Source organism: Priestia sp. MDV22-iso46 (assembly GCF_058629175.1).
The window spans coordinates 86,881-111,386 of the sequence record NZ_JBZVWT010000005.1 but is presented as its reverse complement, the minus strand read 5'-3'; the positions used below and the strand labels follow the sequence as shown (position 1 = coordinate 111,386).

The window sequence follows — 24,506 nt, the reverse complement described above, 5'->3', positions numbered from 1 at the left end:
CACATACTAATTTTCACCAACCATTAGCTCTCTATAATGCTCTAGATATGTACTCCTCTTTTTCATTGCCTTTTTATATTACTATTATTTTACCTCAATTTGGTAAAAAAGCAATTATTTTAGATAAGACAGAAGTGAGAATCTTGATCTTAGAGACTTAAAAATAGAATTACATGGTATGTTTTTAACTTAAATATTGAATATCTTCCTATAATAACGATTATGGAAACTTGTTTTGTATATGATATTCATGCTGTAAAAGGACATTTATGGTATTTATGTTAAAATGACAATTGGTTTGTAAGAAAATATAAGTTAAGAGGGAGTATATGAATAAATTTAAATTATTATCTATTTGTCTTGTTTTAATAGGCATTAGTTCCTTGTCTTATTATATATTTGGTCAAGAACATAGATACGCTAAACGATATGCATATCATTTTTTCGATTATCCGTTACCCCAAAAAACAAAGGTAATTGAAAAAGATTTTAATCATGGAGTTTTATACGGTGGAGGACCTTGGGGAAGTGGGGGGCGTCCAACTGTTGCTGCATACATGAAGCTATCATCTGAACTAAGCCAAAAAGAAATATTCAATTATTATCATAAGAATCGATTTGAGCTATACTTTGACGGCGATGAGACAATTGAAAAGAGCAGTAAAGGGAAGATATGGTATGAAGGTGAAAACGCAACAGGAGAAAACCTGAGTAACAAAAGAAATAAAGAAACTCCCATTCAATTCATTGTTCAAAGTAGAAAAGAATTTAGCTATCCATTTTTTATAAGCTTTTAATCAAAGAATTAGATCTATATCAAGATCTAAAGAGTTAAAAGGAAAAACGATTGCCGATAATTTTGATTATGGTAACTAGAAAGTGACAGTATAAATTATATTAAATCTGACCCTACCCTAGGTATCAGCAATACTTTAAGCTATATATATGTACTTAAAAAATTATAGTTTAGGTAATGAGGGGGATAACCTATGATAGCTTCAACAGAAAAAATTATAGAGTTAATTGACCATGATCAATATTTAGAAGCATTCCCGATATTAAAGCAATTACGTACAGATTTAACAGAAGAAGGTTATTTAGAACTTCTAAAACAGATGAAACAAAATGGATACAAGCTTTTTGCTCTATATAATGAAAACAGAATTGTGGCATTAACGGGAGTGGGCTTACAAGTAAACTTTTATAATAAAAAATATGTCTTTGTATATGATCTAGTAACAGGTGAAGAACACCGTTCCAAAGGTTATGGTTATAAACTATTAAGCCATATAGAAAAATGGGCTAAGGCAAATGGAGCTGAATTTGTTGCCCTAGAGTCAGGAATTCAACGAACCAATGCACACAGATTTTATGAGGAAAAACTTGATTATAATAAATGGTGCTATTCTTTCCGTAAACCGATATGAGACACATTCTTATAAATAGCTACCTGGATAAATAAAGAATTGGTTACAGATAGGCCATATTTCTATATGGCTTATTTGTTTTTCAATATTATTGAGTACCGATAATTGGTTTTATGGTAACTAAGGGTGTATGTACATATTAATTATATCGTTTAAAGAGATTCATTTACTAAAAACCATTTTTGTATATAATTGGATAAAAGGAGGTTTTTTATGACTTATAATAATAATAAATTAAAACTAGTAGGGGCTACTTTATTTGGAGCTGGAATTGGAGCCATCTTAGGAATCCTAGCCTATACGCACAATTGGCTAGGATAAATACATTAAAGAAAAATTAACAGCAAGGGGTGTGAATGTTTACCTTGAAAGCAAAGAAAACTGGACCCTCTCACAATATATCTAATTTTTTTGCTAAATCATTTACTGTTATTTTTATAACTTTAATTATTATTATTGCTATTTCATTAATGCTAGGAGCATTTGTGTTTGGATTCATTGGTTTATTTAAAATATTTGGGGTACAATACGATTCATTTCTATCTCTATTAATATTCCTCTTACTATTTTTTATTATTGGATTTATAGTTGATTTATTATCAATATTTCTTATTAATACATTTTCTCAACAAATTAGAAATTCTAAAAGAAAATTCCTGGTGAGACTGGTCATTGATTGTAGCTTTTCTTGGTTTGCTATACATACTGCTGATGAATTAATTAGAAGCATTAATATTCCATCTATAACTGAGCTTATAGCTGTGTTTCTCCTCTTTTTGTTAGAAGTAGTAATGGATATAAATAGCAAAGAAGAACGTAATAAGAGCTCACTGGCTCCTTGAAGTCTTTGAGGTTCTGGTGCAAAGACTACTTCAACCTAAAAAAACACCTTTCATAAATATAGTTATAAGGAAAAAAGGTAATGTATAGTATGTTTTATATTTCATAACACTGGCTCCAATTGTTTGTTCCATATTCAAGGGAGGAATGTTAATGAAAAATATATCGAAACATCATGATGTCCAACGAAAATACAGAGAAAAGATACAAAACAAACAAGAATTAAACGCATATTCCAGAGGTTGGTTCTTGTTCATTTTATTTGCTGTACTTCTCATTGTATGGAGTTATTTTTTTGGCGGAACGTTTATGCCTTATCGAACGATGTAGGAAAATGAACGTTAATATTTTTATAGCATTATAAATTAAATTTATAAAAAGCAGAACATCACATTTGATGTTCTGCTTTTTATGCCTTAGTAATCATATCTTCAACTTTTTATTTAAGAGCAGTAAGAACTTTGCTTGTGCTTTCTCATTACGGATTATTCTTTTAACACGAAAATTACTTTGTAAGTAAGCTCTGACTTCTCTATTTCCAATAAGTAGTAAATAGTATTGGTTATTCTCGTAAATCTTTTTAAACCATTCTTGCTGTCTTAGTAACGTAATATTACTGTCAATTTTCCTTGTATCTAAAACATCCGTGCTGAATCCTAATCCACCTGAAAGGAGATCAGATATAAAGTCCATCATCAATACATCTCACCTTATTTTATACTTATAATCTATTATAACTTTATTTAGCTATTATTTATATTTTATCAGGATTCCTATAACGCTGATTATGTTAACTAATTTTGTATACGATATGTATTCTAAAACAGAGAAAATCACCAAGAATCATGCTTTTTCTACAACTACTCTTCTTCAAATCAAAATCATAAAAGTAATAGAATGAATTATTGGTAGAATACTTTACAAACAGTACCTGCAATTGCAAAAATAGAAAATAAAAGGCTTATTTGCTAAGAATAACGGCTAATAAAAGAGGGTTTTAATGGAGAAGGGAAAGATAAAGTATGAAATATAAAATGAAATCTGGAGATACAACTTTTATCGGTATCGCCAATGCAGATACATATATGTCATTTGTAGATGAGGATTGGTCGCTTAACCAACTACTAAAACATTTTGGAGAAGAAACAAAGAATGCGAATATTATGGTATTTCAAATGTCTGTAAATGGAATAGAACATTCTTGGAAAGTTAAGGTTACTGTAAACCAAGAGAACAAAGTAAAGGGTAGTTATCGACAAGCACAAGGCTATATACGTGTAACCAATAAAGAATTGTATTTAGTGGATTATGACTGTTTAACAATGGCTGCTCAATTTAATCATAGAAAGGTTCCTGACCAAAATTGTTCAAATTATCGTATTTCGATTCAAAATGGAATATACCAAGTAAACGTTTATCAATTTTACAATGTTGATAGTAACTCACGTACTGGGAGTAGGTTGAAAGATATGTTAATTGAATTTCATGAGGTAAAGGATATCTCATCATCAATGGATACTGTATATTGGTGTAATTTCTAACAGAGTGTAATTAGTATGTAAAGTCCTTTTTTAGGACTTTTTATCATGCTTCTACCGAGAACGTGTTTTATGTAAACTTAACTATAATAAATTAGGATTAATAAAAATAAAAAATCTTAAAAGGCATATCCATTAATACGCATGCCTTTTAGACTCTCCGATAGACTGAAAAAGATCCCTATTTAATTTGTGAATAGGGATCTTTTTCAATGATTATTTTTTTAACTCAGGAATTGGAGGAATTTGATCCAATTCTTTGAATTCAGCAGGATTTAGCTTAAAACGTTTATCATATTTTTCTGGGTCAGTTATATTAGGACCTTCTGTATTTCTCCATGACAAGGTGCAAGTCTCACAAATATATACTTCCCAAGCGTCATCCACTGGAGCTTTTGTTAAGAGATTTACTTTTTCAGATTCACATCTAGGACATTTCATTATTTATTTCCTCCTTCTTTAACTAAATCGCGAAGAATTTTTGACCATTCCTCTGCTTTTTCTGGAACAGCTAGTAATTCGGTATCTCGAGCAAAGTCAGGTGCAACTGGAGTTGTAGCATCAATAATTAATTTTGTATGCATACCAGCAGGCTCAGAAGACGGATCTAGTGGCATACCAGGTGCATATGGAACTTTGAAAACATCTTTATCTGGACGAACTCGTGTTGTTAAAGCCCACATAACTTGTTCTAAGTTAAATGGATCAACAAATTCGTCTACGATGATTACAATCTTTGTATAAGGCATTCCATGAGGAGTAGATAATAATCTCATAGCAACTCCCTTTCCATATCCACCAAAACGAGATTTCGTCGAAACAATGGTTCCAATACCATGTGTATACATTGCATTTACAGCTTCAACTTCTGGGAAATCACGTTTTAATTGTTTGTATAATGGTAGGCTTGTATTTAATGCCATTAAGTAGTCAATTTCAGTCCATGGCATTCCTAAGTATAAATTTTCAAAGATAGGATTTTGACGATGAGTAATTTTAGTGATTTTAACAATGGGTTGTAAGCGAGCACCTGAATAACTACCTGGAAACTCACCAAACGGTCCTTCAATTTCTCTTTCACGAGGCATGATGTAACCTTCTAATACGATTTCACTGCGTGATGGGATATCTAAATTACCGTTTTCACTCTTTGTTAATTCAATCGGCTCACCTTTTAGAGCTCCAGCAAAATCATATTCAGATTGAGCATATTCAATTGGCGTACTAGCCATAAAACTTAATACAGGATCGTTACCTAAGCAAATAGCAATTGGTAGTGGTTCATTTTTTTCTTCAGCATGTTTCAGATGAACTGCAATATCGTGGAATGGAAGTGGTTGAATACCTACTTTATCTTTACCTTTAACTTGAATACGATACGTACCAGCATTTTGTTCTTCATAACTCTCTGGTTTATTTGGATCTTTACTTACAATTAAAGCTTTTGAGAGATAGAATCCAGCGTCAAATTCATTAATGCGGAATAATGGTAGAACATCAAATAAATTGATATCGTCTTCGATTACAACTTCCTTAACCGGCGCATCTTTTTTATCAACCCAAACAGGTTTAATAGGATATCTATCCCAAATTTTTTCTAACTCGAAAAATTGGTCTTTAACTGGTGTGTCCTTTGGCATATTAAGCATTAAAGCATGATTCTGCCATGACCCATGAACATTTAAAACAACTGGTGTTTTATACCCTTTTATTTTTTCCACAAGAACTGCGGGTGCATTCTCCATGTCTGGAGCAGATCTTCCAATCGCACTTAAATCTGGTTCAGGCATAACCTCTTTTTTAATACGGACTAATTGATTCTCTGATTCAAGTAAATCTAAAAATTCTCTTAAATCTCTGTAAGCCATTAAGTATTCCTCCTACGTTGCATTATCTAATTTAATTTGCTTGTTTGCCTTACAACTACGAGTATACTCTCCTATTTTTAATATTGGAAATATCTATTATGTATTTATTATATACCTTAAAGGTATAATATTAGATGCTACAGTTTAATGAGAAATACACTTTCTTGTTTTATAAAGGTAATTGAAGAAAGAAAACAGTATAAAATTGTTAGAGTCTTTTTTATACTTCTCTTATTAGGAATTTAATAAAAAAGGCAACTTATAAAAGCTGCCTTCTTTAATCATTATGATTTCTTTTCCTTAAATTCTCCTGATACTCTTGTTTGTCAAAAAACTCTTCAAGCTTTTTGACAAGGCCTCCATGTCCAAATCGAAGAGAATGATGCTGATTTCGATTCATTTTACAGCTAGCGATAAAGGTCAAAAATTCAACAATACAACGCCTTCTAGATAATATATCTCGTTTATTAGATTCATAAAACCATAAGTCAATAGTGTTATAAATTCCTTTGTTAATGCCATAAAGGGATTGACACCATTTAAAGAATTCAGAATCCGGCAAATGAATTTTATTAGAATTTATCGTAATAACATACTTAGCTTCATCCCATTTTTGAGAATCTGACTCTAGCATATCTTTTATCCTCCCAAATTTGTTTGTCTCTTATTTTAAAAAAAGCTTACATTCTAGTATATGAGCATATAAATTATCCTTCTCTTTAGTTAATTATTTAATGGACATATTTATATACAGATAAAAAAGGTTAGTCTCTTTGTTCAACGACTAACCTTTCCCATATAATAATTTAAGATTTTTTTATTTTTCCCTTTTTTATGCCCTCCCATCTTTTTGCTTCTGGTAGATGAATGTCGAACTGATCTAGTGCTCTGTATATAATGTGGTTAATTAAATCATCAATATTTTCAGGATGATTATAAAAAGCAGGCATCGGAGGGAAAATCATTGTTCCCATACGTGATAACGCCAACATATTTTCAAGGTGAATATCATTAAGAGGTGTCTCCCGTGTCAACAATAACAGCTTTTTCCGTTCTTTTAAAATTACATCAGCTGCACGTGTCACAAGGTTATCTGCTAATCCCATACGAATAGAAGCTAATGTTTTCATACTACAAGGAGCGACAATCATGCCATCCACTTGGAAAGATCCACTAGAAATTTTGGCTCCTAAATCTTTATAAGAATATGTGTAGTCGGCTAATTCTTCTACTTCCTTCGCTGTATAAGGGGTTTCTACTTGAATTGTTGCAGCTGCCCATGAGGACATCACTAAATGAGTTTCTATTTCCGTCTCTTTAAGAAGTTCTAAAAGGCGAATACCAAAAATAGCCCCCGTTGCTCCCGACATTCCTATGATTATTTTCATTTGTATTTCTCCTTTTTTCTATTATCGTTAGTCTAATGTTACCTCTAGAAATGATTATACTCTTCAGTGTATTATATTGATAATATCTATATTGTTTATATATAATACCTTAAAGGTATAATTATTTCTGGAGGATAACCATGGACATTAAGCAGTTACGCTATTTTATAGCTATTGCAGAACAAGGAACTATTTCTAAAGCAGCAGAACATCTACATATGGCACAACCACCACTTAGTCGACAATTAAAAATGATGGAAGATGAATTAGGTGTTGTCTTATTTGATAGAAATAAAAAGAAAAAAGTAACCCTAACTGCTCAAGGAGAATTGTTTCTGAAAAAAGCAAAAAAATTATTACATGGAATGGAAGAAGCAATACTAGAAGTTAAAGAATTCAGTGAGGAAATAAGTGGAACACTCTCAGTGGGATCCACGATTTATTGTGCTCCTATTTTACTTTCTAATTTGAAGGAATTTCGGCGGAAATACTCACATATCAAATTTAACATTTGGGAAGGCGACTCTACTCATTTGATGAACTTATTGAAGAATCGTCAGATTGATATTGCTATTACAGGCGGACCTCTTTCTCAAAAAGATATCGAGATGAAAAAGTTGGAGGTTGACCCATGTGTATTAGTTGTACCTAATGATTACAAAATAAATGAAGAAATTATAAGTATCCATAAGATTTCTGAGATTCCTCTGTTACTATTACGTCCTACAGAAGGAGCTGGGTTATTTGATCAAATTATTAACGCGTTCCAGGAGTTGAATTTAACTCCAAATATCCTATGCGAGTGTCATGATTCTGCTATGTTGTTAAATCTGGTAGAAATGGGATTCGGAGCAACGATATTACCATTATCTATGGTAAACCAAAAATTAACCAAAGAGTTTAAAATCCTTTCAATTCAAGATAGTCCATGGATATCAGAACCTGCCTTAGTGTGGAGGGCGAATAGCTACTTATCAGCTTCTACAAGAGAATTTTTACAATTTTTTAACCGTTAGTTTTCAATCTGATTTTTTATCAAACATATCATTCACATCTTAAAATGTTTTTAAATTATAAAACCTTAGCATAAAAGGCAAAGTATATATATACTTTGCCTTTTATAAACTACACCTATCATAAAACCCTCTTATAAGAGTAGCCACGAGAAATAAAACCCTACATTTCACAATACACTCCAAGGTTTGCTGGATCATATGTTGTTTTAATATTATACCTATTAAGTATTAAATTTATATAAAACAAGTATTAGCTTGTATAAAAAATGAGAAATAAAATAGTAATGTCATGCTTTTTTATTCTAAAAGAAAATGGGGTATATCACATGAACAACATATTAATTAAACCAGTTAATCAATTTATTGGAGGTAGTTGGGAAGTTGGTTCGTCTAAAAAGAAAGGTACCATTCATAATCCCTTTAATAATGAGGTACTAGCTGAAGTAACATTAGCAAATGAAGTAGATGTAAATGAAGCGTACGAAATTGCGAAAGAAGCTCAAAAATCATGGTTAAAAGTTCCTTCAACTGAGAAAGTGACTATTTTAAAGAAAGCAGCTACTTATTTAGAAAGAAATAAAGAAGAAATTATTAATATCTTGGTTAAAGAAGCAGGCAGCTCTTTTATTAAAGCAACTATTGAGTTTGAAGCTGCTTTAAATATATTGAAAGAGTCATTCAATTATCCAAGCAAAATGGAGGAAACTATAGAGTTGCCTTCCCAAACCAAACATAAAGAAAATTTGGTTTATAGAGACCCTGTTGGTGTAGTAGGGGTAATTAGTTCATTTAATTTCCCACTTCATTTATCGATGCGCTCTATTGTACCTGCTATAGCGATGGGCAATACGGTTGTACATAAACCCGATTTACAAACAGCTATTTCTGGTGGCACAATTATTGCCAAAATGTTTGAAGAAGCAGGATTGCCAGCTGGTGTATTCAATTTAATTGTTACAGATATTAAGGAAATTGGAGATTCTTTTATTGAACATCCAATTCCAAAAATAATCTCTTTTACAGGTTCTACTGGAGTAGGAAAACACATTGGGTCGATTGCCGGTCAAAATTTAAAGAAAGTCGCTTTAGAATTGGGTGGTAATAATCCTTTTATTGTCTTGGAAGACGCTAATATTGAAGAAGCAGTAAATGCAGCTGTATTTGGAAAGTTCCTTCACCAAGGACAAGTTTGCATGATTATTAATCGAATGTTAGTTCATCGTAGCCTTTACAAAGAATTTGTTGAGAGATTTGTAGAAAGAGTGTCTAAATTACCTTTTGGAAATCCTGAAGATCCTTCTGTTATTATTGGTCCACTCATTAATGAAAAGCAAGTTCACAAGGTAGGGGATTTGGTTCAAATAGCTAAACAAGAAGGAGCTACTCCAGTTCTAGAAGGAACTATAGAGGGAAATGTAGTTACTCCATTTGTCTTTGCCGATGTATCAAATGATATGAAGATTGCTCAAAGTGAGATATTCGGTCCAATCGCTACTATTATTCCTTTTGATAATGAAGAAGAAGTGATTAAATTTGCAAATGATACAGCTTATGGTCTAAGCGCTGGAATTTTCACAAAAGACATTGAGAAAGGTCGTAAAATAGCAAGGCAGATTGAAAGTGGCATGGCTCATGTAAATGATCAAAGTGTAAATGATGAAAGCATGGTACCTTTTGGAGGAATAAAATCTTCTGGTTTAGGACGATATGGAGGACGTTGGGCGCTTGAGGAGTTTACAAATACCAAATGGATATCTATACAGAACAATCCAAGAAATTATCCGTTTTAAATATAATAAAAGAATCAAGAATCTTTGTCTTTCACTTTAAATATTTTGAATAAGGAGTATAGTTTTTCTATGAAAATCAAGGCAGCTGTAACACATAAGCAAGGAGAGAATTTTAAGATTGAACATGTGAATCTAGCTACTCCAAAAGAAAATGAGGTATTAGTGAAGATTGTGGCTACAGGTGTATGCCATACAGATGCAGTTGCTCGTGATGCAGCCCTTGCACCCCTTCCAGCTGTACTAGGTCACGAAGGATCAGGAATTATTGAAAGTGTGGGTCAAAGTGTTACAACTTTGAAAAAAGGTGATCATGTTTATAAAAATAAATCTTTTATCATTTACTCTCACTGAAAACAAATATGAACTTTTTCACTACTTTTGCTAAAAGGTTTTGCAAAGATAAATGAGAAAAACATAAAGAGGAAGTGGAGATTCTCCACTTCCTCTTTACTTAGCGAACTAACTGTTCTTTTTCTTTATATATTATTCCATTTTTCTTAATCACATCTTTGTACCAATAAAAACTTTTCTTTGGGATTCTATTTAGTGTTCCATTTCCATCGTTATCTTGGTCTACGTAAATAAAACCATATCTTTTTTCCATCTCAGATGATGAATAGCTAATTAAATCAATGATTCCCCAGCTTGTGTAACCCATTAACTCCACTCCATCTTCAATGGCTTCTAGCATTTGTTCTAAGTGTTGCTCATGATAATTTATACGGTAATCATCTTGAATATCACCATTTTCGTCAATCTTATCATAAGCTCCGAGCCCATTTTCAACAATAAATAGTGGTATCTGATATCGATCATATAAATCATTTAAAGCAATACGCAACCCAATTGGGTCAATCTGCCAACCCCATTCACTGACTTCTAGATAAGGGTTTTTTACACCTCCTATTGTATTTCCACTAACTGTTTCCATTCCTTCACTGTTTTCAGTAGCTACAAGTGAGTTGTAATAACTAAAAGAGATAAAATCCACAGTGTGTACCTTTAGTAATTCATCGTCGCCCTCTTGCTTATCGATCTTAACTTTCTTCTCTTTGAATAAACGACTGATAAAACGTGGATATTCACCACGTACTTGAACATCTGTAAAGAAATGATTGTACTGATTGTTTTTAGAAGCTTTAAGGACGTCTTTAGGATTACAAGAATATGGATACGTCATTAGCTTGGTCAACATACAACCTATTTGTGAGCCTGGAATGATTTCGTGACAATATTTTACGGCTAAAGCACTAGCAATAAATTGATGATGTAACGCTTGATATACCGTCTGTTCTACATTCTCAAAGCGTTCGGATACAATTCCACCACTTGTAAATGGATGACGGACAATACTATCAATCTCATTAAAAGTAAGCCAATATTGCACCTTTTCTTTATATCTAGTAAAAACAACTTTACTAAATTTCACAAAGTAATCAGCTACAATTCGATTCGACCAGCCCCCATATTTATTAACTAAGTATAGTGGCATTTCATAATGAGATAAGGTAACTAATGGCTCTATACCATTTTTATGCATTTCATCGAATAAACGGTCGTAAAATTCTAAGCCCGCCTCGTTGGGTTGTTCTTCATCACCATTAGGAAAAATACGAGTCCAAGCAATGGATACACGTAATGTTTTTAATCCCATTTCTTTAAAAAGTTCCATGTCTTCACGATAACGATTATAAAAGTCAATTCCTCTGCGCTTTGGGTATTCCTCAGTGCTCTTTGAACTCATCGCGTTTTGTATTTGTTCTTCATCTACTTTATTATGCTTTTTGTAATCTGATTTACTGACTCCTTTTTTGAAAACAGCAACATCAGCAGTTGATAAACCCTTTCCATCAACATTCCATGCTCCTTCTGCTTGGTTTGCTGCTATTGCTCCTCCCCATAAGAAACCTTCTGGAAACTTTCTAATATTGTTAGACATGCTTTATCCCCCTATTGGTTTTTCGTTAGTTCTCGATACAACTCTATTAATGTGAATAATTAAATACATTTTTTCGTCGTTAGAAATCGTGTAGTCAAAATTGGTACGAATATATTTTTGAATTTTTTCAACACACTTGACTTCCTGTGGGTACTTTCGGTTAATTTGGTCAAGTAAATCATTATCACCTGTGCTTAACATCTTATTATCAAGTAAACGTTCTACAAAAAATTGCAGGTGTGTAAGAAACCTAGAAAAATTGATAGTATCCGTAGGAATATCAACCTTATAGTGAAATTTAATAATGTTTAGAATGTCCTTAACCGTATTTGTCATTAGTAATATGTGGTTTGAATTATCTTCATTTTGCTGTGCATTTACTAGATGGAAAGCAATATTCGCTGCTTCTTCTTCAGGTAATTGAAGTCCGATTTGCCTTTCTATTAAATCTAGCGCATGCAAACCAATACTAAATTCTTCTGGATAAAATTTTTTCACTTCCCAAAGGAGCCGATTTTGTATAGTCAAATTCTCTTTGAAGCGCTTTGTAGCCATAAAAAGGTGATCTGTTAAAGAAATATAAAGATGCTCATTTAAGTGCTTAGATAACCGAACTTTTGCGTATGAGATAATTTCATCCGTTAAGATCAAGTATTCTTTTGGGGTTTCTTTCATTATCTCTACTAAATCATTCGATGTACTTTTATTTTCCGGCACGTATATTTTTTCTGCTTCTGCCTCATTAATAATATGTCCAGGCCTATTTTTAAAGCCAATACCTTTTCCCATAACAATGACTTCTTTTTCATCATCTCTTTTTGCCAGAACCACACTGGTATTCAGCACTTTAACAATTTTCATTACAGTCTCACCTTCCTGATTACATTAAAAATCTATCTTCATAAAATAGTTAATAGTGGCTGCTGTTTACCAGAAACACGCTCTACCTTTTCTTCCTGTGAAAGAATTTCCAGATAGTCAGCTGAATTTGTAATCACAACCGGAGTTGTTGTATCATAACCAGCTTTTTGAATGTTTTTCAAATCAAAATCAATCAATAGTTGGCCTTGTTTTATATGGTCCCCACCTTGTACGTGAGAAGTAAAATATTGACCATTTAAGTTCACCGTATCAATTCCAATATGAATGAGAACTTCTACACCAAGGGCAGATTTTAGACCAATTGCATGTTTTGTATGGAAAACCATTTCAACCGTTCCATCAAATGGAGCTACTACTTTACCTTCAATAGGTTTGATAGCCATTCCCTTTCCCATTACCTCTTCTGAAAACACCTTGTCTTGTACATGTTTTAAAGGGATTACGTCTCCTTTGATTGGTGAGTAAATCACTTTTCTATTCACTGTACTTTGTATTTTTCCCTCGTCTAAATTCATATCTTTTTGTTTATCGTCTTTTACATTTACATCATCAAAACCAATTAGGTACACCATTGCAAACGTGATCACTATAGAAATTATTGCCCCAATAACAGCATACGTAAAGTTTGATGTTCCTTTTTCGATAAAAATAGGCATTGTTGCAATTCCTGGTGAAACCATAACAAAAGCTTTTAATTTTACAATCCCCACGATAATACCTGATATTCCTGCCCCAATCATACAAGCGAATAAAGTTTTCTTAAGCTTTAAATGAACTCCATATAAAGCAGGCTCAGTTATACCAAATAGTGCTGAAATTCCACCAGATAATGCAATTTGTTTTAATTTAGGGTCTTTTGTTTTAAATGATACTGCCAATGATCCTGCACCTTGTGCCATATTTGATACAAGCATAGCTACACCAATAAGGGAATCGTATCCTGGTGAAGCCAAGGAAGCAATGACAACTGGATAGAAGACCTTTTGCATCCCAAACATAATAATAAATGGTAAGAATACTGCTAGAAGAGCGACAGCTGCCCAACCTGCTGTTTGGTGGATCCATAACACTCCTGCTGCTAATCCTGCCCCAAGGTACATTCCAAGAGGTCCTAATACTATTAATGCAATTGGAGCAACAATAACTATGGTGATTAATGGTGCTAAAAATATTTTCACTGGTCCCGGCGATACCTTATCAGCGAGTTTTTCTACATAAGACATAAGCCAAACGACAAGAATGATAGGAATAACGGAAGCTCCGTATGAAACAGCTTTTACTGGTATTCCAGCGAATAATACAGATTCTCCACTATTAAATAGTGTCGTTAGATTTGGGTGCAATAGCACTCCTGCTAAGGTAATTGAAACCATTGGATTTGTACTAAATTTTTGAGAACTCGTATAAGCCAATAACATTGGCAAAAAGAAAAAAGCAGCGTCCGAAATGATTTTTAATAACAGATATGTTTGACTATCTTCTTTCATAAGGTTGAGCATTGGTAGTAGAACTAAGAGAGCCTTCAACATCCCTGCCCCCGCAATAGCAGGAATAATTGGAGCAAATATACCAGTAATTAAGTTTGCGAACCGATTAAAATACCCTTTTAAACTATTATCTTTCATTGTTTCAACATTTGAATCTGATTTTAGTACGATGTCAATAAGCTTAGCAAACTCTTTGTAGACATATCCAACATTACTTCCAATTATAATTTGATACTGTCCTGATGTACTTGCTACTTTGATAACCCCTTCAAGATCACTAATTTCTTCAGAATTTGCTAAAGAAGGATTTTTCAGTGTTAATCTTAATCTTGTCATACAATGAATAGCATCTTGGACGTTGTCCTTTCCGCCAACATGTTTGAGTATTGACTGAGCTAAAGTTTTATAATTCATTTCTACCTCCACCTTCTTCCAGTAATAGACAACAAAAAAAGACCTGGATTAAGTGAAATTCACGTACTAATGAATTCCACCTAATCTAGGTCTTGCCTGCCGAACAGTAACACGCCTTGATAGATAGATTTAATTATTTTATTAATCGATTTAATGAAAACGCTTTAACTAGTTAATAAGATTATAATAAATTATTGTTTTAGAAAAATCAATCTTTTTTTTGAAAGTGTTAATCTAAATTCAATTTATGTAGGTAAAGTATTAACTTTAAAAGTATAAATTAATACTCTACTATTACTTTATTCTAAATAAGATTTAAAATTACCCATAAAAATGATTAGTTTAACTGTTTACTTTTAGTGCTGACAAATATGAGATTTTATTTCTTTTAATATATTAATTTATTTTCCACTTACATTTTAAGAAATTGGCGAACTGATAATAATTAAATAGAATATTTATCAACATTTATATATATTTATTAACATAATATTTATTGAAAATACAAAGATGGAATATTTAGTATAGTAAAGTAAATGAATAAACTATTTTATAGAAATAAATTTTTTATTATTTACTCTACCTGACGACAAATATGAACTTTTACTACAATATACGTATTCTCTAAAACTTTTTTTATAAGACCTTTAATAATTATTGGTTTATTGTAGGGAAACCCAAGAAATAAAGAATAAAAAAGGATGCCTCTAGGCATCCATATGATAAGCGTGAGATATCTCTATAGCGTTGTGTAAAATCAGCTTTCTCACTCAATGTTAAAATTCAAATTATATTAGTTTTTAGCAGCTTTTTCCCAATCAGCTGCAAATTTTTCAATTCCCTGCTCAGTTAAAGGGTGTTTTACTAATTGCTCGATAACCGAATATGGAATCGTAGCAATATGAGCACCTGCAAGGGCTACACGAGTTACATGATCTGGATGTCTTACAGATGCAGCAATGATTTGAGAATCGATATTTTGAATACGGAATAGTTCTGCAATTCTGGATACTAAGTGTACTCCATCCTCTGAAATATCATCTAATCGCCCTAAAAAAGGAGAAACATAGGTTGCACCAGCACGAGCAGCTAAGAGAGCTTGGTTCACTGTAAAAATAAGTGTTACGTTTGTTTTTACACCTTTTTGAGAAAGATAACGTGTCGCTTCTAATCCAGCTAACGTCATAGGAAGTTTAATCGTAATATTTTTATCTCCATCATTAATTTTAATTAATTCTTCAGCCTGGGCGATCATTTCTTCAGCTGTAACGGCATCGGGTGTTACCTCTGCTGATACAGATTCAACTTCTGGCACCATTTGAAGGATTTCTTCAATACGATCTTCAAATTTTATGTCCTCTTTTGCTACTAAAGATGGGTTGGTTGTGACGCCAGATAAAACACCCACTTTGTATGCTTTCTTAATGTCTTCAAGGTTTGCAGTATCAATAAAAAATTTCATGATTTCTTTCCTCCAATAGTTTAAAAATCAAAATGTAATTTTTTCTTTACAGTAGTGTTATATAAATGGATTCTATAATTTCCCGAGCTGCAGGTTCATTTCCAATCATATAATAAGCTCTCTGACAAACACCTTTTATTCTACCTGAAATTACCTTATCTATAAAGTCAAACGCTCTCTATTGAAATACTAATGAAATAGATTATATAATTTAACCCTAGTGTAAAGACTTTAGTGATAAGGTTCAATTTTCCTTACATTTACACCAAAAGCTTATTTCTTATTAATCCAATTCTTGTATAAAACTTGCTCCATAACCCGGCTTCTCAACGCCGAAGTTATCTGCTAAAGTAGCCCCAATGTCTGCAAATGTTGTACGGATGGATATTTCCTTTCCGCCATTTTGCATACTTGGGCTGTAAAGTAATAAAGGAACATACTCACGTGTATGATCTGTGCCATGATGAATAGGATCATTTCCATGGTCAGCCGTAATAATTAATAAATCATCTTCTTTCATCCTTTGAAATATTTCTAGAAGACGTACATCGAATTCCTCTAGTGCTTTCCCGTATCCTTGAGGATCACGTCTATGACCGTAAATGGCATCGAAATCAACAAGGTTAACAAAACTTAGTCCTGTAAAATTCATATTTAGTGTCTCAATCAGCTTATCCATACCATCCATATTAGATTTGGTACGTAGTGTATTTGTTACTCCTTCATTATCATAAATATCCGAAATTTTGCCGATAGCAAAAACATCATATCCTTCATCTTTTAATTCATTCATAACGGTACGATTAAACGGCTTTAGGGCATAATCATGACGGTTGGCTGTACGTTGAAAATTTCCTGGTTCCCCTAAAAATGGACGTGCGATAACACGGCCAACCATATGTTTTTCCTCTAATGTCAATTCCCGAGCGATCTCACAAATATCATAAAGCTCTTTTAAAGGTATAATTTCTTCATGAGCAGCAATTTGCAATACACTATCAGCAGATGTATATACAATAATCGCTCCATTTTCCATATGCTCTTTTCCAAGCTCTTCAAGGATTTCTGTACCTGAAGCAGGCTTATTCCCAATTACTTTACGACCAGATTTTCTTTCTAACTCTTTAATTAATTCTTTCGGAAAACCCTCGGGGAATACTTGAAAAGGTTTATCGATGAAAAGTCCCATAAGCTCCCAATGACCGGTCATTGTATCTTTACCTGCAGACTTTTCTTGCATTTTTGTATAATAAGCTAACGGTTTTTTCATCTTTTTGATACCCTTTAATTCATGAATATTTCCAAGACCTAACTTTTCCATATTAGGCATATATAGGCCGTTCATATGCTCGGCTATATGCCCAAGCGTATTTGCACCTTCATCTCCATACTTTTTTGCATCAGGAGCTTCGCCGATACCTACAGAGTCCATAACAATAAGAAAAACACGTTTATATTTACTCATGACTTTACCTCCTATATTTATATGAAAATACCCATTAAGGGTTGGAACAAAAAGTCAGACGTCATAATATAGTCATTTGAAAAATATTTAATTAAGTTTTATCTTTTGAATTGTTGAATTGCTCATATGTTTTAATTTTATTAAGACGATTTTCGTGTCTACCGCCTTCAAAAGGAGTTTCTAACCATATCTTAGCTATATCACGAGCTAGCCCTGCACCAATAATACGTTCTCCCATAGCTAATATATTAGTATCATTATGCTCTCTCGTTGCTTTGGAACTAAACGTATCATGTACAAGTGCACAGCGAATTCCCTTTACTTTGTTTGCTGCAATACTCATTCCAATACCTGTTCCACAAATCAAAATTCCTCGTAATACTTCCCCTTTTATCACCTTTTCAGCTACTGGAATTGCAAAATCTGGGTAATCAACCGAAGTACTACATTCACAACCCAAATCAATGTAACTAATATTCATTTCTTCCAGTAAAGAAATAATTTCTTTCCGAATTGTCATACCCCCATGATCAGATGCGATGGCTACTTTCACTCTACTTCCTCCCGTGCTTTTATAATTGTATCGCCGACAATATGAACCTTCATCATATTGGTTGTTCCAGTTTCATGTACAGGTAGACCAGCAGTAATTAAAGTTAGGTCTCCCTCCTTAATAACTTTTTTCCTTAGTGCAGTTTGGATAGCATTTTTCATCATTCCATCTGTATTGTCAGTGTTTTCAAATAAAATTGGATGCACACCCCATACTAACTGAAGACGCTTAAGCACTCTCTCATGAGGAGTAAGCGCAATAATTGGACAGGATGGTCGATATTTTGATACGGTATTCGCTGTATAACCACTTTCAGTAGGTGTTAAAATAGCTTTTGCATTTAAATCCTGAGCCGTTACGGTTACAGCTTTTCCCATTGCATCAGTAATGGACACTTTACCTCGGGATGTATAATTCATCTTATCTTTATAGACTGAAGAATTTTCTACTTTCACCGCAATTCTATTCATCATTTCGACAGATTCAACAGGATATGCACCTGCAGCTGTTTCACCAGAAAGCATAATAGCGTCGGTGCCATCAAAAATAGCATTTGCCACATCACTGGCTTCTGCTCTAGTTGGTCTTGGATTATGCTGCATAGAATCAAGCATTTGGGTTGCCGTAATAACCGGTTTACCCATTAATTTACAATTTGCTATCAACTTTTTCTGAACAAGTGGAACTTCCTCAATGGGGATTTCCACTCCCAAGTCTCCACGGGCTACCATTAAACCATCTGCTGCTTCCAAAATTTCATTAGTATTTTTAACACCTTCTTCATTTTCAATCTTGGCAATAATTGATGTAGTTGTTCCATACTCTTCAACTATTTTTCTAATTTCAAGAATATCCGAAGCTTTACGAACAAATGAAGCCGCAATAAAATCAACATTCATTTGGAGGCCGAAAGTAATATCACTAATATCCTTTTCTGTAATTCCAGGAAGTTGTAAAGATACTTTTGGTAAATTTACGCCTTTTCGATTTTTGAGAATACCACCATCCACTACTCGACAATGAATTTCGCTCCCATTGATTGATTCAACCTGTAGTTCAATAAGGCCATCATCTATTAAGATTGTAGCGCCAACATTAATTTCTTCAGCAAGCTTTTCATAGGTGATACTTACCTGCTCTTCATTTCCTATTATTTGTTCTGTAGTCAAGATAAAACGATTCCCTTTTTTTAAGGTGATTTTTCCATTCTCTAAGATACCTGTACGGATTTCTGGACCCTTGGTATCTAACATAATAGCTATATCTCGTCCTATCTCTTTAGCACAAGATCTTATCGACTTGATTTGAGCAGCATGTTCCTCATGAGTTCCATGAGAAAAATTTAGTCTTGCAACGTTCATTCCTGCTAACATTAATTTCTTTAGTATCTCTGGTTCTTCACTCGCTGGTCCAATTGTACAAATGATTTTGGTATTTCTCATTTGATTTTTCACTCCTGTATAATCCAGTATCTTCTTATAAAAATAAGTTCATATATAAAAAATAAGATGACCTATCATGCTTTTTCTAGAGAAATTTAAGCCATTTTCCATCTTTTTATTTACTTTAATGAAATGAATGATTCCATATTTTATATGAGAATTAGTCTTCTTTTAAAAAAGTAGAATCTATAAATCTACATGTTTTAAAGAATCCTTTGTATACCGTTGATTGCCAAATAATTCAATAAAAACTCAACTTGATCTTCATTAAAAGTTATCAAATTATTAGAGAATTTTTTTGAATTTTGAAATAACATTTTCGACTATGAATCCATATTCTTCAATTAATTTTTCTCCTGGTGCCGAAGCTCCAAATTCGTCAATTGCTATCAAATCACCTTTATCTCCAATATATTTGTGCCACCCTAAAGAAGCACCCATTTCAATGCCAAGACGTACTTTTATATTTTTGGGAAGTACACTTTCTTTATACTCTTCCGACTGTTTTTCAAAACGATCCCAGCTAGGCATACTAACAACTGAAACAAAAATATCTTCCTTTTCAAGTGCTTTTTGAGCAACAACAGCAAGCGCAACTTCAGAGCCGGATGCTAATAATAAACCATTAACATTACCATTTGCCTCAGAAATAATATAAGCACCTTTTTTAACACCTTCATAAGCTTTTTCTAACGTTACAAGTGTGGGTAAATCTTGACGTGTAAGCACAAGAGCTGTCGGTTCATCTTTGCTCTCAAGTGCTAATTTCCAACCAGCTGCAGTTTCATTAGCCTCTGCGGGTCGAATAGTTGAGATACCAGGCATTGCGCGTAGAGCTGCTAATTGTTCAACTGGTTCATGTGTTGGTCCATCTTCACCAACAGCAATACTGTCATGCGTGAACACATAAGTAACAGGTAATTTCATTAAGGCAGCTAGACGAATGGCCGGTCTCAAATAGTCAGAAAAAACGAAAAAAGTAGCCCCGAAAACTTTCACACCCCCGTGAAGAGCCATTCCGTTAAGGGCAGCACCCATTGCAAATTCACGCACACCAAACCAAATATTCCGTCCACTGTAATCTTTGGGACTGAAGTTACCTTCCCCCTTCATAAGCGTTTTATTAGAGGATGCTAAATCTGCAGAACCACCAAATAGTTGTGGAACATTTTTTGCTAGACCATTTAATACTTCACCACTTGAAGCTCGAGTAGCAAGTTTACTTTCTCCGACACGATAAACAGGAACACTTTCATCCCAACCTACTGGAAGCTCTCCTTTCATTACTTGTATTAACTCTTCCGCAAGCATTGGATATATTCTCGTATATTCATCTAATAGTTCATTCCAAGTGTGTTCTTTTTGTTTTGCTAATTCCTTTAATCTAGAAAAATGTTCTTTTACTTCTTTTGGAATGCAAAATTCCTCTTCATAATTCCAATCGTACTGTTCTTTTACAAGCTTTATTTCTTTTGCTCCAAGTGGTGAACCATGTGAATCAGATTTACCACCTTTATTGGGTGAACCATAACCAATGGTGGTTTTCACTTCAATTAACGTTGGCTGTTCTGTGTTTGTTTTTGCTTTATTTAGTGCTTCCGTAAGTGCATTAATATCATTGCCATCCTCTACTTGAAGAACTTGCCAACCATATGCTTTAAAACGTTTCTGCACACTTTCACTAAATGATAAATGAAGCTCTCCATCGAGAGTAATATCATTTGAATCATATATTACAACTAAGCGACCAAGCTTAAGGTGTCCTGCAAGTGAAGCTGCTTCTGCAGATACCCCTTCCATCAGGTCTCCATCACCGCAAATACTATATGTATAATGATCGATAACATTAAAATTATCACGATTATATGTAGCTGCTAAGTGCCTTTCAGCCATAGCCATCCCTACCGCCATAGCGATTCCTTGACCTAATGGACCTGTAGTAGCATCAACTCCAGGTGTATGACCAAATTCGGGATGGCCTGGAGTTTTACTTCCCCATTGACGGAAATTTTTCAGCTCATTTAATGAGAGATTATAACCACTTAAGTGCAGTAAGCTGTATAAAAGCATCGATCCATGACCTGCTGATAATACAAATCTATCGCGATTAAACCAAGTTGGGTTACTTGGATTATAATTCATAAATTTCGTCCAAAGTGTATAGGCCATGGGTGCAGCCCCCATTGGTAACCCCGGGTGACCTGATCCCGCCTTCTCTATTGCTTCAATTGATAGCATCCTAATAGTGTCGATAGCTAACTTATCAATATTTAATTTTTGTTCATTCACAACTTTTCCTCCTCATAATTCCTTAATCTGTTTAATCTTACTTTTTTATTGTTGGACGTCCGACAACTAAAAAGTTACTAGATAGATTTTTTGATTTTAATACTATTTATTTTTAGACAATATAAACCTTGAATGACTAAGGATAGTTAAAAAAGTAAATAGTATTTCTTTGTTATATTTTGTATATACCTCATTCAGAAAATGTTTTATGTACAAAAAATGAAATAATATAGAACTATGTGTCATCAGACGTCCGACAACTAAAGTTGATTCTAGCATTCTATTATTTCTTATTCAATATTTTTAGACAAAAAATTTAAATTTATATAAAAATTCTAAATTTATTTGTACAAACAAAAATGTATAAGAGTTAGTTACATTTCTATACCAGTTATTATATGTATTACATGCTAGATAGATTTTTCCCAGGAATACTTATAGCAACATTCCTTAGATTTTGATAACATAATGTAGGTAATGTTTTTTATGGAGGCAACGTTGAATGTATATAGAAGATTATCAAAAATCAAGGTATCTGGTTATTATGGATAAACTTAAAGAAGAAATAGAAAAAGGGAATTTAACTGCTGGTGAGAGACTACCTTCAGAAACTGAGTTAGCTAAAAATTTCAAGGTAAGTCGCTCTACAGTAAGGGAAGCTTTAAGGGTACTAGAGCAAGAAAATATAGTTACTAAAAAACATGGTATAGGTACTTTTATAAATCAAAAGCCTCTATATTCAAATGGAATAGAAGAATTATTTAGTGTGACGGATCTGATTCAAAGAAAAGGCTATACACCTGGCACAAAGTTAATATTTTCAGACTATATAACACCAAATAAACATGAAAAACAAAAATTAGGTCTTAAAGATAATGAGAAGATGTTATTAGTTAAAAGAATAAGAACGTCAAATGGAGACCCATTGGTATATTGTATAGATAAAGTTCCTCAGTATTTGTTGCCTAATGAATGTAAATTAGATAGGGAATCAATTTTTGACTTTCTAGAAGCAAAAGTTAACATTAAAATTGACTATGCTACTACAAGTATAGGAACGACTAGTTACTTACCAGAAATATCAGACGCTTTAAAATGTGATATGGAAACTCCTTTATTAGTTTTAAAACAATCACATTATGACGAAAATGACCGGCTTGTATTATATTCAATAAACTATTTTCGTTCTGATAATTTTAATTTCCATGTTTTTCGCAAGCGTTTAAAATAAAAATACCTATTTAAATTATGCTTTAGCGTCCTATAACCACCAGAATAGCCAGGTCCCTTTATGAGGTACATGGCTATTTTAATAAAGAAAGTGCTCATATTAAAGAATATAAGAAAAGTTTGTTCGAATTCACTAAGGTACATTGATATATTATCTCCTTGTTTATAAAAGTTAAATTCAAACAAAAATTTCTTTTTTTATGTATTTTTTGAGACATAATAAAATTCAAAAATTTGTTTAGCTATCTTGACTCCTTGATAATTAAATTTTATATCATGAAGAAATTTATTAATAACGTAGCTTCATCAGAATAGTTCTAATTTCTTCATCATTCATTAATAAATCATAGTGCTTCTCATTAATTTTGGTTAAGGCAATATCATGATAAAAGAATTCAGTGAAAATTTTAACAAAAGGTTTAGACATGGTATTTATAGCCTGCCATGAATCCTCTTCTACACATGCAAAAATAACTTTTTGATCATCAACAATAATTAATTGAAAACGCTCTAATACGTCATGCTCTTTTGCTGGAATAAGGGTATACAAATTCTTTAAGTTTATATTTAAAGCACCTACCCCAAGAACTTCCACATTCACTCCATTTTTTTCTTTATCCTCAAGTAATGGTAAGTATTTTATTAAATCATCTTTCCAACCAGAAATTCGGATAGACTTTCTTGCTTCTTCAATTAACTGTTTACTTTGTACCCGAATAGATGTGTCTTTTTTTAAACTCCAAACACGATCATCTAATAACTTTTTTTTGTTTTTGTTTTTCTTTAATTGCTTAATGTTACCTTGAAATTCAGTGGTTAATTTTTCAATAGCAAGATTTAATGGAAGAGCAGCATATAGCTTCTTCTTTTCTGATATAGAATCCATTACCATTCCTTTCTCAATCATTCGCGCTAACACTTCATAGATTTTCGCTTTAGGTACGCCAGAATATTTAACAATAGTGGTTGCATCTAATGCTTCCTCCAGAGAAACAAGGGTTTCATATACTTTGCTTTCATATTGTGAAAATCCAAACTTTTGTAACATATGTATTCCTCTTCCTAAATTTATTTTAAACCACAAATTCCAATATATTCAAAATGAATTATTCATTCATTACAAAGTTATCTATAAATAATAATAGAGCAAAATTAGATCTAATACCACCTTGCAAGCTCCATTTGACAATACATCTTCTACCTTTCAGACTTTTTTGGATAATGAATTAATAAATTCCTTAACTATCCAGTATTGTCGCTAATTCCACTATAATAATATCTAATATTTTAATTTTTGATTGACAAATATTATTAACCCCATGTAATCTATAGAAAGTTACTTACGTAGTAGTAACCAATAATATTTCGTTAGGCTCATGTTTCGAAATAATCTTAAATATATTGCAATATTAATTGAAAGCGATGTCAACAAGAGAGATAGAGTCAAAAGGTAAAAAAACTTTTTTAAAACGGTAT

At 32.8% G+C, this 24,506-nt stretch carries 21 protein-coding genes, 2 pseudogenes and 1 other annotated feature (1 of these 24 running past the window's edge); of the genes and pseudogenes, 9 read left to right on the top strand and 14 right to left on the bottom strand.

Annotated elements, in window-relative coordinates; all coding sequences use genetic code 11:
• Positions 1-75 (bottom strand) — a binding site (T-box leader) (it extends 165 nt beyond the left edge of the window).
• A 254-nt stretch (positions 76-329) separates the two neighbouring features.
• The 4 genes from AC4NPH_RS23220 (at position 330) to AC4NPH_RS23205 (ending at position 2,597) form a co-directional block, all read left to right on the top strand.
• Complete coding sequence (locus AC4NPH_RS23220) at positions 330-797, top strand: hypothetical protein (RefSeq protein ID WP_289524805.1); 468 nt, start codon at positions 330-332, stop codon at positions 795-797.
• A gap of 192 nt (positions 798-989) precedes the next feature.
• Positions 990-1,427: a GNAT family N-acetyltransferase gene (locus AC4NPH_RS23215; protein ID WP_098548171.1), complete on the top strand. Its 438-nt coding sequence runs from the start codon at positions 990-992 to the stop codon at positions 1,425-1,427.
• Between the two features lie 356 nt (positions 1,428-1,783).
• On the top strand, positions 1,784-2,269 hold the full coding sequence (locus AC4NPH_RS23210) for a YrvL family regulatory protein (protein WP_491938994.1): 486 nt from the start codon (positions 1,784-1,786) through the stop codon (positions 2,267-2,269).
• 151 nt (positions 2,270-2,420) lie between these two features.
• Positions 2,421-2,597 (top strand): hypothetical protein, encoded by a 177-nt coding sequence (locus tag AC4NPH_RS23205; protein WP_491938993.1) that lies wholly within the window; start codon positions 2,421-2,423, stop codon positions 2,595-2,597.
• A 93-nt stretch (positions 2,598-2,690) separates the two neighbouring features.
• Here AC4NPH_RS23205 and AC4NPH_RS23200 read toward each other — a convergent pair whose 3' ends face one another.
• Positions 2,691-2,963 carry a hypothetical protein gene (locus tag AC4NPH_RS23200; RefSeq protein WP_116327358.1) on the bottom strand — a complete coding sequence of 91 codons (273 nt, stop codon included), beginning with the start codon at positions 2,961-2,963 and terminating at the stop codon, positions 2,691-2,693.
• 326 nt (positions 2,964-3,289) lie between these two features.
• Between AC4NPH_RS23200 and AC4NPH_RS23195 the strand changes: the two genes are divergently transcribed.
• Positions 3,290-3,808, top strand: a complete 519-nt coding sequence (locus AC4NPH_RS23195) for a hypothetical protein (RefSeq protein ID WP_098449914.1) — start codon at positions 3,290-3,292, stop codon at positions 3,806-3,808.
• 213 nt (positions 3,809-4,021) lie between these two features.
• Here the strand turns inward: AC4NPH_RS23195 and AC4NPH_RS23190 are convergent, their stop codons facing one another.
• From AC4NPH_RS23190 to AC4NPH_RS23175, 4 genes are all read right to left on the bottom strand, one after another.
• Complete coding sequence (locus AC4NPH_RS23190; protein ID WP_060745084.1) at positions 4,022-4,246, bottom strand: non-oxidative hydroxyarylic acid decarboxylases subunit D; 225 nt, start codon at positions 4,244-4,246, stop codon at positions 4,022-4,024.
• Positions 4,246-5,673 (bottom strand): non-oxidative hydroxyarylic acid decarboxylases subunit C, encoded by a 1,428-nt coding sequence (locus AC4NPH_RS23185; protein WP_098812507.1) that lies wholly within the window; start codon positions 5,671-5,673, stop codon positions 4,246-4,248. Before AC4NPH_RS23185 ends, AC4NPH_RS23190 begins: the two co-directional genes overlap by 1 nt.
• Positions 5,674-5,950: 277 nt before the next feature.
• Entirely contained in the window at positions 5,951-6,307 is a 357-nt protein-coding gene (locus tag AC4NPH_RS23180; RefSeq protein ID WP_257205784.1) for a hypothetical protein, read from the bottom strand.
• A 172-nt stretch (positions 6,308-6,479) separates the two neighbouring features.
• On the bottom strand, positions 6,480-7,061 hold the full coding sequence (locus AC4NPH_RS23175; RefSeq protein ID WP_057274898.1) for a non-oxidative hydroxyarylic acid decarboxylases subunit B: 582 nt from the start codon (positions 7,059-7,061) through the stop codon (positions 6,480-6,482).
• Between the two features lie 140 nt (positions 7,062-7,201).
• Here AC4NPH_RS23175 and AC4NPH_RS23170 point away from each other — a divergent pair, with 140 nt between their 5' ends.
• From AC4NPH_RS23170 to AC4NPH_RS23160, 3 genes and pseudogenes are all read left to right on the top strand, one after another.
• Positions 7,202-8,077 carry a LysR family transcriptional regulator gene (locus tag AC4NPH_RS23170; RefSeq protein WP_098597833.1) on the top strand — a complete coding sequence of 292 codons (876 nt, stop codon included), beginning with the start codon at positions 7,202-7,204 and terminating at the stop codon, positions 8,075-8,077.
• A 326-nt stretch (positions 8,078-8,403) separates the two neighbouring features.
• Positions 8,404-9,867 carry an aldehyde dehydrogenase family protein gene (locus tag AC4NPH_RS23165; RefSeq protein ID WP_491938992.1) on the top strand — a complete coding sequence of 488 codons (1,464 nt, stop codon included), beginning with the start codon at positions 8,404-8,406 and terminating at the stop codon, positions 9,865-9,867.
• Between the two features lie 69 nt (positions 9,868-9,936).
• Positions 9,937-10,182, top strand: a pseudogene (locus AC4NPH_RS23160) (alcohol dehydrogenase catalytic domain-containing protein); the annotation flags it as partial.
• Between the two features lie 136 nt (positions 10,183-10,318).
• Here the strand turns inward: AC4NPH_RS23160 and AC4NPH_RS23155 are convergent.
• From AC4NPH_RS23155 to tkt, 8 genes and pseudogenes are all read right to left on the bottom strand, one after another.
• Positions 10,319-11,806, bottom strand: coding sequence for a glycoside hydrolase family 1 protein (locus AC4NPH_RS23155; protein WP_098597835.1), 1,488 nt, complete (start codon positions 11,804-11,806; stop codon positions 10,319-10,321).
• 3 nt (positions 11,807-11,809) lie between these two features.
• Positions 11,810-12,667, bottom strand: a complete 858-nt coding sequence (gene licT / locus AC4NPH_RS23150) for a BglG family transcription antiterminator LicT (RefSeq protein WP_098597836.1) — start codon at positions 12,665-12,667, stop codon at positions 11,810-11,812.
• 38 nt (positions 12,668-12,705) lie between these two features.
• Positions 12,706-14,589: a beta-glucoside-specific PTS transporter subunit IIABC gene (locus AC4NPH_RS23145; protein ID WP_491938991.1), complete on the bottom strand. Its 1,884-nt coding sequence runs from the start codon at positions 14,587-14,589 to the stop codon at positions 12,706-12,708.
• Positions 14,590-15,382: 793 nt separating this feature from the next.
• Complete coding sequence (fsa, locus tag AC4NPH_RS23140) at positions 15,383-16,051, bottom strand: fructose-6-phosphate aldolase (RefSeq protein WP_491938990.1); 669 nt, start codon at positions 16,049-16,051, stop codon at positions 15,383-15,385.
• Between the two features lie 283 nt (positions 16,052-16,334).
• Positions 16,335-17,516: a phosphopentomutase gene (deoB, locus tag AC4NPH_RS23135; RefSeq protein ID WP_491938989.1), complete on the bottom strand. Its 1,182-nt coding sequence runs from the start codon at positions 17,514-17,516 to the stop codon at positions 16,335-16,337.
• 91 nt (positions 17,517-17,607) lie between these two features.
• The gene (gene rpiB, locus AC4NPH_RS23130) at positions 17,608-18,069 is read right to left on the bottom strand and encodes a ribose 5-phosphate isomerase B (protein ID WP_491938988.1); all 462 of its coding nucleotides are present in this window, start codon (positions 18,067-18,069) and stop codon (positions 17,608-17,610) included.
• Positions 18,070-18,080: 11 nt separating this feature from the next.
• A pseudogene (gene pyk, locus AC4NPH_RS23125) lies at positions 18,081-19,511 on the bottom strand (pyruvate kinase); the annotation flags it as partial.
• 285 nt (positions 19,512-19,796) lie between these two features.
• Positions 19,797-21,800, bottom strand: coding sequence for a transketolase (tkt, locus tag AC4NPH_RS23120; RefSeq protein ID WP_491938987.1), 2,004 nt, complete (start codon positions 21,798-21,800; stop codon positions 19,797-19,799).
• A gap of 502 nt (positions 21,801-22,302) precedes the next feature.
• Here tkt and AC4NPH_RS23115 point away from each other — a divergent pair.
• Entirely contained in the window at positions 22,303-23,031 is a 729-nt protein-coding gene (locus AC4NPH_RS23115; protein ID WP_491938986.1) for a GntR family transcriptional regulator, read from the top strand.
• 288 nt (positions 23,032-23,319) lie between these two features.
• On the opposite strand, the gene AC4NPH_RS23110 is transcribed toward AC4NPH_RS23115, so the two are convergent.
• Positions 23,320-24,078, bottom strand: coding sequence for a TrmB family transcriptional regulator (locus AC4NPH_RS23110; protein WP_491938985.1), 759 nt, complete (start codon positions 24,076-24,078; stop codon positions 23,320-23,322).
• Between the last annotated feature and the right edge of the window lie 428 nt (positions 24,079-24,506).